This window comes from Actinomycetospora straminea (assembly GCF_028737255.1).
GTDB classification, from domain to species: domain Bacteria; phylum Actinomycetota; class Actinomycetes; order Mycobacteriales; family Pseudonocardiaceae; genus Actinomycetospora; species Actinomycetospora straminea.
Map to the genome: position 1 here is coordinate 14,118 of NZ_JAQZAN010000026.1, position 11,893 is coordinate 26,010.

Here is an 11,893-nt window from a genome sequence, read left to right on the forward strand (position 1 = left end):
CAGTGACGGCACGTCGCTGACACACCTGTCACGCGTGCTGGCGGCGCGGGTGGAAGACCCAGGCGCGGTAGGCGACGAAGCGCAGGAGGGTCGCGACGAGGTTCGCGAGCACGAGGACCGCGAGCTCGATGCCGTGGCTCGCGGTCGGGACCAGGGCGCCGAGGAGGGCCAGCGAGCCGGAGGTCAGGGCGAGCCCGAGACCGAAGACCACGAGGCCCTCGACCTGGCTGCGCCCGGCGTGACGGCGGCCGCGGATGCCGAAGGTCAGCCGGCGGTTCGCCGCCGTGTTCGCCACCGCGGTGACGACCAGGGCCAGCAGGTTCGACGGCTGAGGATCCAGCACGCCCCGGAAGAGCGTGTAGAGCAGGAGGAACGCCAGCGTCGAGACGACGCCGATCGCCGCGAAGCGCACCATCTGCCCGGTCAGGCCCGGGGTGACGCCGGCCATCGCGTCCGGCGACGGCTCCGCCGACGGCGGGCCCGGCGACAGCGGCGCTCGCCCGAACTCCCGGCGCAGCCGGGCCACCGGCAGCGCGCCGGTGGCGAGCGCGCGGCCGACCCGGGCGACGCCCCGGAGGTCCGCGAGCGCCGTGGCGACGACGTCGACGCGCGAGTCGGGGTCGTCGACCCAGTCGACCGGGACCTCGTGGATCCGCAGCCCCGAGCGCTCGGCGAGCACGAGCAGCTCGGTGTCGAAGAACCAGCCGGTGTCCTCGACCAGCGGCAGCAGCCGGCGCGCCACGTCGGCGCGGATCGCCTTGAACCCGCACTGCGCGTCGGAGAACCGCGTCCGCAACGTGCCGCGCAGCAGCACGTTGTAGCAGCGCGAGATGACCTCCCGCTTCACCCCGCGCACCACCCGCGACGACGACGCGAGCCGCGACCCGATCGCCAGGTCCGAGTGCCCCGAGATCAGCGGCGCCACCAGCGGCAGCAGCGCGTTGAGGTCGGTCGAGAGGTCGACGTCCGTGTAGGCGAGGACGGGCGCGTCCGACGCCGACCACACCGCTCGCAGCGCCCGCCCGCGGCCCTTCTCGTCGAGGTGCACGACGGCGACCTCGGCGAGCTCGTCGGCCAGCGCCTCGGCGACGGCCAGCGTCCCGTCGGTGCTGGCGTTGTCCGCGACCGTGATCCGGAACGGGTAGGGGAAGTCCTCGCTGAGGTGGCGGTGCAGGCGCCGGACGCACGGCCCGAGGTCGCGCTCTTCGTCGAACACGGGGACGACGACGTCGAGCACGGCGGGCCCCGCGTCCTCGACGGCGCTTAGGGGGGCGCGGAGCGGGGTCGCTGCGGTCATGATCTGGAGCGTCGGGCCCGTCCGTGGACGCGTCGTGTGCCCGACCTGTGCCGGGCCTGTGAGCCCCACGCGGACGACCGGTTGCACTTGACAACCACTAGCGAGGTCGGCTTCGCTACTGATAGCGGAACGCAACCGGAAGGGAGCCCGCCGTGCTGGTCGACGTGGACGAGGGCGTGCAGCTGTGCGTCGAGACGCTCGGGGACCCCGACGCGCCGGTGCTGCTGCTGATCGGCGGCGGGGGCTGGTCGATGGACTGGTGGGACGACGACCTGTGCGCCCGCCTCGTGGCCCGCGGGCTGCGCGTCGTGCGCTACGACCCGCGCGACACCGGGCAGTCGACGACCTGGCCCGCGGGCTCGCCCGGCTACACCGGCCCGGACCTGACCACCGACGCCCTCGCGGTCCTCGACGCCCTCGCGGTCGAGCGCGCACACGTCACCGGCCTCTCGATGGGTGGCGGCATCGCCCAGGAGCTCGCGCTCACCCACCGCGACCGCGTCGCCGCGCTCACCCTCGTCGCCACCACGGCCGTCGACCCGTCCGTCGGCGACCTGCCCGGACCGACGCCGGCGATCCAGGCGGTGTTCGCCGACGAGGGCCCGGGCCCGGACGGGTCGGACCCCGCCGCGGCGGTCACCGCGCTCGTCGAGGCCGAGCGCCCCTACGCGGGGCCGGACGCCTTCGACGAGGTGCGGGTCCGGGCGATCGCGGAGCGGGTCGTCGCCCGCAGCCGGGACGTCGCGGCCGCCGGCAACCACTTCCTCGTCGCGGGCGGATCGTCGGGACCGACCGACCTCGCCGCACTCGCCGGCCTGCCGACCCTGGTCGTCCACGGCGACGCCGACCCGCTCTTCCCGGTCGAGCACGGCCGCGCCCTCGCCGCGGCGATCCCCGGCGCCCGCCTGCTCGAGATCCCGGGCATGGGACACCAGGTGCCGCCCGAGCCGACGTGGGACCGTTTCGTCGACGCCCTGCTCGACCTGCACGTACACCACTGAGGAGCACGGTGCCCGAGCTCATCTACTCCGCGACCGCGTCGCTCGACGGCTTCATCGCCGGACCCGGCGGCGACATGTCCTGGCTGACCGAGCACCTCGGTGGCGAGAACGAGGCCGCCGAGCGGGTGCTCGCCCGCACCGGCGCGATCCTCGTCGGCCGCGTGACCTTCGGCGGCGACGACCCCCACCGCGGCACCGAGAAGGAGGGGGCGTTCGAGGGCGCCTACGACGGCCCGGTCGTCGTGCTCACCCACCGCCCGCCCGACGAGCGGCCGGCGGGCGTCGAGTTCGCCACCGACCTCGCCACCGCCGTCGAGCGCGCGAAGGCGCTCGCGGGCGACCGCGACGTCAACGTGCTGGGCGCCGACGTCGCCGCGCAGTGCCTCGCGGCCGGGTTGCTCGACGAGGTGCTGATGTTCTTCGCGCCGGTGCTCCTCGGTGACGGCACCCCGATGTTCCGGCAGGCGGGCGGCACCCGGGTGCGGCTCGAGCGCCTGCCCGGCGAGACCGAGCACTGGTACCGCGTGGTGCGCTGACCCGTTCGTCCCGTTCCGCGCAAACCCAGGGCCGACTCTCAGCATCCGCGCAGGTGAGCCGCAGGAGGGCCACAGTCGGCGGGCACACCCTGGTCCGCGTGAGCGACACGAGCCCCTCCTCCCCCACCCCCGCCACGGACCCGACGGCACGTCCCGCGGGCGGGCCCGGCACCGGGACGCTGCCGGGTGGTCCCGCCGGGGAGCGACCCGGCGGCTACCCCACCGCGCCGTACGGCTCCGGGCTCCCGGCCGGCGGCCACGCGCCCGGCTCCACCCCCGGCCCCGGCGCGCCCTGGACCCGGCACGACGTTCCCGGCGGCCCGCCCGGCACCCCGCCACCGACGCCCGGTCCCGCGGGCCCGCCGCCCGGCCCGTCCGGTCCGCGCCGCCGCCCGTCGGTCGCCCTGGTCGCCGGCGCCCTCGCCGCGGTGCTCGTCGCGGGCGGGGTCGGCGGGGCCGTGGGCTACGAGGCCGCCTCGACCGCCGGTGGGGGCACGTCGGTGCTCTCGTCGGCGCCCAGCAGCTCCGGCTCGACGGACCAGGCGCCCGCCGCCGCGCCCGGGTCGGTCGAGCAGGTCGCCGACACCGTCCTGCCCAGCGTCGTCCAGCTCGAGGGCCCGTCGGGCGAGGGCTCCGGCGTCGTCATCTCCGCCGACGGCCTGATCCTCACCAACGCCCACGTGCTCGAGGCCGGACAGGCCGCGCAGCAGGAGTCCCCGCTCGGGGGCGCCCAGCCCGCCCCGGAGCCGGGCACGGCCCAGGGGCTGACCGCGGTGTTCCAGGACGGCAACCGCGCACCGGTGCAGGTCGTCGGGACCGACACCGGCGCCGACCTCGCCGTCGTGCGCGCCCAGGGCGTCTCGGGCCTGACACCGGCGACGATCGGTGACTCGTCGCAGCTGCGGGTCGGCCAGGAGGTCGTCGCCGTCGGGTCGCCGCTGGGCCTGTCCGGCACGGTGACCACCGGCATCGTCAGCGCGCTCCAGCGCCCCGTCGCCACCGGCGGCGCGCAGAGCGGCCAGGCCACCGTGCTCGACGCGATCCAGACCGACGCCGCGATCAACCCCGGCAACTCCGGCGGCGCGCTCGTCGACATGCAGGGCCGCGTCATCGGGATCACCTCGGCGATCGCCTCGCTCGGCCAGTCGCAGGGCGGGCAGGGCGGGCAGTCCGGCTCGATCGGCCTCGGCTTCGCCATCCCCATCGACCAGGCCCAGCGCATCGGCACCGAGCTGATCAACCAGGGCTACGCGACCCGCGCCGTCCTCGGCGTCGGCGTCACCGAGGGTGCCGACGGGGCGGTGCTCGGGCAGGTCGCGCCGGGCGGGCCCGCGGCGGCCGCCGGCCTGCAGCAGGGCGACGTCGTGACCCGGGTGAACGACCGCGTCATCCCCGACGCCGACAGCCTCGTGGCGGCCATCCGGTCGCAGGAGCCGGGCGCGCAGGTCACGCTGACCGTCACCTCGCCCGGCGGCCAGCCCCGCCCCGTGCCCGTGACCCTGGGCTCCGAGCGCGCGGGCTGAGCCGGCGCCCGGCAACGAACGAACGGCGCTCTCGCTGCTTCCGGGCAGCGACGGCGTCGTTCGCTCGTCTCGCGGTGGGCCTCAGTTGACGCAGCCGGGCGCGGCCGCGGTGATCGGCGGGGTCGGGGAGACCGGGGGCCCGGACGGAGTGCCCGCGCGCTCCCCGTCCTCGCTCCTCTCGTCCTCCGACGAGTCCTCGCTGCTCGCGTCGTCCTCCGAGCTCGCGTTGTCCTCCGAGCTCGCGTCGTCCTCGTCGCTCGCGACCCGGAGGCGATCGAGCCCCGAGCTCACCGAGGCGTCGGTGGCGCCGCCCGGGGGCGGCGGGGACAGCGCCGCGAGCGCCGCGGGGTTGCCGGCGTCGGCGGCGATCGCGGTGCCGACGAACAGGCGCACCTCGTCGGGGTCGACCTGTACCGCCGTCCCGTCGTAGGGCGTGCTGAGCTCCGTCGAGCCGGTCGGGATCGTGCGGAACGTGACCGCCCCCGCCGACAGCCCCTGCATCCGGCGCGCGAAGTCGAGCACGTCCCAGCCGGCGTCGAGGGTCACCGACCGGGAGACGGCGCCGGTGATGCGGCTGACCGCGAACGGGTCGGCGAGGGTGTTGGCCGAGAGCACCGTCTCGGTCGCACCGGCGAGGAACACCTGCTGGCGCGCGATCCGGTCGAGGTCGCCGTTCGGCAGCCCGTGGCGCTGGCGCACGAACGCGAGCGCCTGCGAGCCGCTGACCCGCTGCGGCCCGGCGGGCAGCGCGAGCCCCGTGTAGGAGTCCTGCGCGGGAGCCCGCAGGCACACCGGCACGCCGCCGATCGCGGTGCTGACGTCGGCGAAGCCGGCGAGGTTGACCGCGGCGAAGTGCGCGATCGGCAGGCCGGTCAGCTGCTGGACGGCGCCGATCGTGGCCCGCGCGCCGGCGGCGGAGGCGGCGCGCACCACGGCGGGGTCGTTCGGGGCCGGGGGCGCGGTGGCCTCGGCGGCGAACAGGCTCGTGCTGCCGGTGGGCCCGCGACCGGTGATCGCGTCGGTCGCCTGCGCGGCGGCCCGCGACCACGCGGAATTGATCTTGTGGCGTCCGAGGCCCTGCCCGAGGTCGACGTAGGCGTCGCGCGGGATCGAGATCGCGGTCGCCCGCCCGCCGCCGGCGGGGACGTGGACGACGGTCAGGGAGTCGGCCGTGCCGCCGCCGGACTCGCCGTCGCCGGCGTTGAGCGCCGCGAGGACGTCCTCGGGGAGCTGGTTGCCCTGCGCGTCGGTGCGGTTGTCGAGGCCGACGAGGAGGATGTTCTGCTCCCCGGTCGACGAGGGCTCCGCGGCGTCGATGACGGCCGCGCCGGGCGTGGATCGATCCAGCGCCTGCAGCTGCGCCCACCCCGCCGCGGAGAGGCACAGCACGCTCACCGACAGGACCGTCACGACGAGGCGCGCGAACCAGCGCAGGCGCCACCGACGCCGATCGGGACCGATCACCTGCTCAGCGTTCCCGCTCCCGCGTCCCTCGTCACGTCCCAGTGCAGGGCATCTCAGAACGGAACACCCGTCCGTGACCAGGCCGAGACCGGGCCGACGCCTGCCGGTCACATCTGGTCGGCGAGAGCCCGGGGAACGGTCACCTCAGGGGCGGGGCCAGGTGGTGGCGGTCCCGGTCCCCGCGGCCCGCACGACGGTTACTGGCTCGTATCGCTCGCCAGGCGAGCGATACGAGCCAGTAACCGTGGACGGGTAAGGCGCGGACGGGCGAGGCGCGGAGCCCTCACGCCGCACTCGGCGTCGCCGCCGCTCCGGGGTCGGCGACGTCGAGGGGGTGGGCGATCTCGTCCGGGCCCAGGCGCCCGAGCACGAGGGCCACGGCCCCGATCGCGAGGGGCACCAGGCCCGCGGCGAGGAACACCGGCGTCAGGCCGACGACCTCGCTCACCGGCCCCGCGAGCGCCATCGACACGGGCATGAAGGCGAGCGAGACGAAGAAGTCGAGGCTCGTCACGCGCCCGAGCAGAGCGGGCGGGACCCGGCGCTGCAGCAGCGTCCCCCAGATCACCTGCGGGGCGCTGAACAGCCCGCCCACCACGAAGCCGGCGAGCACCATCGGCCACAGCGTCGTCGCCAGACCGAACACGACCATCGGCACGCAGGCCGCCGACCACATCACGATCATCACCGTCAGGTAGCGACGCGGGAGGCGCAGCGAGGCGACGAGGATCGACGCGATCGCCCCGCCGGCGCCGTGCGCGAGCAGCACGAGCGAGTGGCCGCCGGGTCCGCCGTCGGCGCGCTCGATGATCGCGAACGGGACGAGGACCTCGAGCGGCCCGAGCACCACGAGGATCATCAGCGACGCGAACACCAGCGTCACGAGCAGCCACCGCGTCCCGACCATGTAGCGGAAGCCCTCGACGAGGTCGCGGACGACCGCGCCGGCGCCGCCGCTGGTCCCGAGGTCGCGGCGCAGCGCGCGACGGGGCAGCGACAGCGCGGCGACCAGCCCGGCGAGGCACGCGACGGCCGTCGCGGCGAGGGCCGCCGCGGGCGAGTAGGCGGCGACCAGCGCGCCGGCCAGCGCCGGGCCCAGGCCCTGCAGGAGCACCGGGCGCACCACGCCCTCGAGCCCGTTGACGGCGAGCAGCTCGTCGGCGTCGACCATCGCCGGCACCAGCGCGGAGTAGGCGGGGAAGAACATCCCCATCGACAGGCCGATCACCCCGCCCACGACGACGAGTAGCGGCACCGACAGCGCACCCAGCGCCGACAGGCCCGCGACCAGCCCGATCGACGCGGCGAGCACCGCCATCACGCCGACGAGGATCCGCTTCTGCGGGACGCGGTCGGCGAGCACGCCGCCGAGCAGGGCGGTGACGACGACGCCCAGCGCGAGCGCCCCGGACACGATCGAGAGCTCCGCGGGCCCGCCCCCGAGCTCGATCACCTGCCAGACGACCGCGAGCGTCCAGAGCCCCTCGGCGAGCACCGAGAGCGCGAGCGCGGTGGCCAGGCGACGGTAGGCCGACCGACGCAGCGGACGCAGCGCGCGCATCGCGATCGACTCCCTCCCACGGCCGGACGCACGCTAGGGCCTCGACCGGGGTGGAGGTCCAGCGGTTTCCGTTGCCTCGGCCCGCGAGACCGAGTAGACCCTGGCGACGTGCGGGCGCAGCGCTGGATCGCCGAGGTCGGGCCGGAGAACGCGGCGTTCCTGGCGACGCGCAGCCGCACGGCGGTCCTCGCCTCGGAGTACCGGCCGCGCGATCTCGGCGACGGCCGCGTCGCCTACGACGAGCGCTCGCTCGGCGCCGCGCGCGAGCTCTCCGAGGAGGAGGAGGGCGCGATCACCGACGACGGTGACGGGCTGCGGGTCTGGGTCGGGGACGACGCGTTCGACCTCGAGGAACAGGGGTAGGCCACGGCGCACCCGCTCGCCGCGGTGACCGGGTCAGGCGACCGGCATCCTCGGCACCGGGCGCCGCGCCGCCGGCCGGGCCGCCGCCGGGACGCGCCGGGGCGCGACGCGCGGGGTGCGCGGGGGGCCGGCCTGGCCGACCGCCGCGACGGGGCGACCGGCGAGGACGGCCGCGAGCACGGCGACGACCTCGCCGAGCGAGTGGTAGCGGCGCTCGGGCAGGCGCTGGAGCAGGCCGCGCGAGACGGTGTCGACGCCGTAGATCTCGCCGGCGGTGAGGATCTCCCAGCGCAGCGCGGGGAACGCGAGGTCGCCGAGGACCGCGGCGAGCCGCTCGGCGAGACCCGCGACCTCGGGGGGCGCGGACGGGGCGGCGGGGCGTGTGGTCATGGGGACCTCCGAGCAGGGGCGCCTGGTCGCGCGCGGCAGGATGCCCCGAACGACCGTTCGTCAATCCGGGGCGTCACCCCTGCGTCCATGATCGTGGGGGAACGTCCCGTCGCCAGCCGCCCCTACTGCCCGGTAACCTGCGGCGCGTGAGTACTCCGAGCGTGCTGGGGACGTGGCGCCGCTTCTCCGGGTCGTGGCCGGGTCGCCTGCTGGTCAGCGCGGCCGTGTGGCTGCGCGCGCCGTACTTCCTCACCGCCGCGCCGGTGATCCGCCGCCTCGAGCCGGGGCGCGCCGAGGTGTCCCTGCGCAACTGGTGGCTCGTGCACAACCACCTCGGGACGGTGCACGCCATCGCGTCCTGCAACCTCGCCGAGTACGCCATGGGCGTGATGGCCGAGGCGACGACGCCGTCGACCCACCGCTGGATCCCGCGCGGGATGAGCGTGCAGTACCTCGCGAAGGCCGACACCGACCTGCTGGCCGTCGCCACCTTCGCCGCGGCGCCGGCGTTCGGCGACGAGGGCGAGGACGTCGACGCCGAGGTCGTGATCACCGACGGGCGCGGGCAGGAGGTCGTCCACGCGACGATCACGCTGCGGATCTCCCCGCGCCCGGCGCGCGTGCCCGCCACCGCCTGACCGTCCGCGGGCCCACCGAGGAGCAGCGAACGCGCTGTTCGTCGCCCTAGAAGCAGCGAACAGCGCGTTCGCTGCCACCCCGACGTGCCACGATCCGCGGCGACATGCCTCCGCCGACCACGACCTCCGACCAGGTCCACGCGTACCGCTTCGGGCTGCGCCGGCTGCAGTCCGCGCTGGTCCGGCGCCAGGCCGTGCCGGGCACCGACCCGCTGCGCTCCCAGAACCGGGCGACGCTCGCGGGCGTGCTGGTCGCGGCGCTGGCGCTCGCGGTGGCCGCGGTGTGGGGGCTGCTCGACCGCCCGGCCGACTGGCGCACCGCCGGCATCGTGGTGGCCGAGGGGTCGGGCGCGCTCTACGTCGTCGTGCACGAGCCCGACCGGCTGGTCCCCGTGCCCAACCTCGCCTCGGCACGCCTCGTGCTCGCCGGGCTGGCCGCGGCCGGGGGCCCGGCGGGCGATCCCACCCCGGTCGAGGTGTCCGAGGCCGACCTCGCGACCGCGCCCCGCGAGCGCGGCGTGGGCATCGTCGACGCGCCGCCGCTGCCGCCCGCGGGCGCGCCGGTGCCGCCCCTGTGGTCGGTGTGCGACACCGGCAGCCCGCAGCCCGGCGCCGCCCGTCCGTGGGAGCAGCCGCGGGTGTGGACGACGGTGCTCGCCGGGCCCGCGCCGCCCGCCGGCCCCCTCGAGCCCGGGCGCGGGCTCCTGCTGCGCGACCGTTTCGACGGCACCTGGCTCGTCCACGACGGCGTGCGCTCGCGGCTGGACCTGCGCGACCCCGCGGTCGTCGTCGCCTTCGACCTCGCCGGACAGCTCCCCCGGCCGGTGAGCACGAGCCTGCTCAACACGCTCACCGAGGGCCCGCCGATCGTCGCGCCGGTGATCGCCGGACGGGGGGAGGTGCCCCCGGCGGGGCTGCTGGTCGGCGAGCCGGTGGGCGGTGTCGTGCGGCTCGTGGGCCCGGGCACCCCGGACCGCTGGTACGTGGTGCAGCGCGAGGGCGTGCAGGAGGTCCCCGAGGTCGTGGCGCGCCTCGTGCGCCTGTCCGACCCCGACCCCGCGCGCGCCGGCGCCCCGGTCCCGATCGTCTCGCCGGGCCAGCTGCGCCCGCTCGCCACCGCCCGCGGGATCGCCGTCGCCGCCTACCCCGACCCCGTGCCCCGCGCGGTGCCGATGGCCGAGGCGCCCACCACCTGCGCGAGCGCGCAGGGCGGCGGCCCCGTCGTGCTCACCGTCGGCGTCGACCCGCCGGCGAGCGCCACGCCGCCGGCCGTGCTCGCCCAGGCCGACGGCTCGGGCGACCGGGTGGACGCCGTCGCGGTGCCCGGCGGCGGGGTCGTCGTCCGCGCCGTGCCGGTCGGGCGCGACGACGCCCCCGGCAGCCCCACGGTGATCTCGGGGTCCGGCACGGCGTCGGTGGTGCCCGACCCGCAGACGGCGACGGCGCTGGGCCTGGGCGAGGCGTTCCCGGCCGCGCCCGGGGCGGTGGTGGACCTGCTGCCCGCCGGCCCGGTGCTGTCGGTGCCCGACGCGCTGACCCCGCTGCCCGCGGGCGGCTGAGGTCCTACTGGGGCGGCGTCGTGGTCGTCGTCGTGGTCTCGTCGTCGTCCGGCGGGTCGACCGGCGGCGGGACGACCACCGGCGGGCGGACCGTCGTCGTGGTCGTGGTGGTGGTCGTCGTGGTGGTGCGCCGGGTGGTCGTCGTCGAGCGCCGGGTCCGCGGGGCGGTGGCCGCCTCGGTCTCGTCCTGGGTGGTCGTGACCTGGGGCGCGACCGGCAGCGGCGGCGGGGGCGGCGCGAGGGTCGCCGACGGGGCCGGCGGCGGCAGCGGCTTCTCCTCCGACAGCACGGCGTACGCGACGGCGGACCCGGCGATGAGCAGCGTCGCGGCGGCCGCGGCCACGACGGCGGCCAGCCGGCGACGGCGACCCCCGGGCCGGGCCAGCGGCGACGCCCCGGTGGGCTCGGGCTCCGCGACGCGCGCCTCGGCCGCGGGCCCGACCGCGATCGGCCCGGAGCCGGCGACGAGGCTCGTCGGTGCCGTCATCAGCACCGGCGAGAGCACGGTCTCGGCCTCCATGCCGACCTCGCGGGACACCCCGCGCAGGGCGGCGACGACCTCCTCGGCGGTGGGACGGTCGCCCGGCTCGTCGGCGGTCATCGCCGTGAGCAGCGCCTCGAGGCCCGGCGAGAGGCCCTGCGGGACGACCGGGCGGCGGTGCAGGCGCGCCACGGCCGCCTCGAGGGCGTTGCCCGGGTACTCGCGGCGCCCGGTGAGGCACTCGATGAGCACCAGGCCCAGCGCGTAGATGTCGACCGCGCCGTCGATCGGCTCGCCGCGCACCTGCTCGGGGCTGAGGTACGAGGCGGTGCCGATGACCATGCCGGCCGCGGTGACCGGCGCGGCGTCGTGCACCGCGGCGATCCCGAAGTCCGAGAGGTGCGCGCGGCCCTCGCTGTCGAGCAGCACGTTGCCGGGCTTGACGTCGCGGTGCACGACGCCGCGGCGGTGCACGTAGGCCAGGGCGTCGGCCAGCGCCGCCCCGAGCGCGACGACGTCGACGACCGGCAGCGGGCCGCTGCGCACGCGCTGCGCGAGGGTGTCGCCCTCGATGAGCTGCATGACGAAGTACGCGCGCCCGTCCTCGTCGCCGACGTCGTAGACGGTGACGAGTCCCGGGTGCGACAGGCCGGCGAGCGTGAGCACCTCGCGGCGGTGGCGGGCCTCCTGGCCCTCCTCGATGTCGCCGATCTTCTCCGCGGGGTCGGCGGGATCGCCCGGCTCGGCGTCGGCGGCGGCGACGGAGCCCGCCGCGTTGAACATCTTGATGGCCACGTCGCGGCCGAGGAGCTCGTCGCGGGCCCGGAACACGTCGGCGGCACCGCCACGCCCGATGAGGTCGCCGAGCGTGTAGCGCCCGCCGACCATCGCGGGCGGACCGGTGTCGGTGCTCACTGCCCGCCCCCCTCCCGGTGCGCGCTCGCCCCGATCATCCCGTACGACCGGGTCCCTCGTCTGCGTGACGTCCCGGGCGGCGCGTCGCCCGAACGGCGGGTTGCCCCCGGTGGGCGCGGCGATCGTGCCACCGCACCCGGGCGGGGCCGCGACCACCGGGACACC

11 protein-coding genes are annotated in these 11,893 nt (G+C 76.8%); 6 read left to right on the forward strand and 5 right to left on the reverse strand.

Annotated elements, in window-relative coordinates; translation table 11 throughout:
• Positions 1-28: 28 nt before the first annotated feature.
• Positions 29-1,297 (reverse strand): bifunctional glycosyltransferase family 2/GtrA family protein, encoded by a 1,269-nt coding sequence (locus PH190_RS26550; RefSeq protein ID WP_274234548.1) that lies wholly within the window; start codon positions 1,295-1,297, stop codon positions 29-31.
• Between the two features lie 152 nt (positions 1,298-1,449).
• Between PH190_RS26550 and PH190_RS26555 the strand changes: the two genes are divergently transcribed.
• From PH190_RS26555 to PH190_RS26565, 3 genes are all read left to right on the forward strand, one after another.
• Positions 1,450-2,298 (forward strand): alpha/beta fold hydrolase, encoded by an 849-nt coding sequence (locus PH190_RS26555; RefSeq protein WP_274234549.1) that lies wholly within the window; start codon positions 1,450-1,452, stop codon positions 2,296-2,298.
• An 8-nt stretch (positions 2,299-2,306) separates the two neighbouring features.
• Positions 2,307-2,834 (forward strand): dihydrofolate reductase family protein, encoded by a 528-nt coding sequence (locus tag PH190_RS26560; RefSeq protein WP_274234550.1) that lies wholly within the window; start codon positions 2,307-2,309, stop codon positions 2,832-2,834.
• A gap of 98 nt (positions 2,835-2,932) precedes the next feature.
• On the forward strand, positions 2,933-4,357 hold the full coding sequence (locus PH190_RS26565) for a S1C family serine protease (RefSeq protein WP_274234551.1): 1,425 nt from the start codon (positions 2,933-2,935) through the stop codon (positions 4,355-4,357).
• An 81-nt stretch (positions 4,358-4,438) separates the two neighbouring features.
• On the opposite strand, the gene PH190_RS26570 is transcribed toward PH190_RS26565, so the two are convergent.
• A complete protein-coding gene (locus PH190_RS26570; protein ID WP_274234552.1) occupies positions 4,439-5,821 on the reverse strand; it encodes an LCP family protein in 1,383 nt (460 codons plus the stop codon).
• A gap of 283 nt (positions 5,822-6,104) precedes the next feature.
• Entirely contained in the window at positions 6,105-7,382 is a 1,278-nt protein-coding gene (locus PH190_RS26575) for an MFS transporter (RefSeq protein ID WP_274234553.1), read from the reverse strand.
• A gap of 108 nt (positions 7,383-7,490) precedes the next feature.
• Between PH190_RS26575 and PH190_RS26580 the strand changes: the two genes are divergently transcribed.
• On the forward strand, positions 7,491-7,745 hold the full coding sequence (locus PH190_RS26580) for a hypothetical protein (RefSeq protein ID WP_274202138.1): 255 nt from the start codon (positions 7,491-7,493) through the stop codon (positions 7,743-7,745).
• Between the two features lie 33 nt (positions 7,746-7,778).
• Here PH190_RS26580 and PH190_RS26585 read toward each other — a convergent pair whose 3' ends face one another.
• Positions 7,779-8,135 carry a DUF2795 domain-containing protein gene (locus PH190_RS26585; protein ID WP_274234554.1) on the reverse strand — a complete coding sequence of 119 codons (357 nt, stop codon included), beginning with the start codon at positions 8,133-8,135 and terminating at the stop codon, positions 7,779-7,781.
• 146 nt (positions 8,136-8,281) lie between these two features.
• Between PH190_RS26585 and PH190_RS26590 the strand changes: the two genes are divergently transcribed.
• Both PH190_RS26590 and eccB read left to right on the forward strand, forming a co-directional pair.
• Positions 8,282-8,773: a hotdog fold domain-containing protein gene (locus PH190_RS26590; RefSeq protein WP_274234555.1), complete on the forward strand. Its 492-nt coding sequence runs from the start codon at positions 8,282-8,284 to the stop codon at positions 8,771-8,773.
• A gap of 104 nt (positions 8,774-8,877) precedes the next feature.
• On the forward strand, positions 8,878-10,332 hold the full coding sequence (gene eccB / locus PH190_RS26595; protein WP_274234556.1) for a type VII secretion protein EccB: 1,455 nt from the start codon (positions 8,878-8,880) through the stop codon (positions 10,330-10,332).
• 4 nt (positions 10,333-10,336) lie between these two features.
• On the opposite strand, the gene PH190_RS26600 is transcribed toward eccB, so the two are convergent.
• A complete protein-coding gene (locus tag PH190_RS26600) occupies positions 10,337-11,728 on the reverse strand; it encodes a serine/threonine-protein kinase (protein ID WP_274234557.1) in 1,392 nt (463 codons plus the stop codon).
• Between the last annotated feature and the right edge of the window lie 165 nt (positions 11,729-11,893).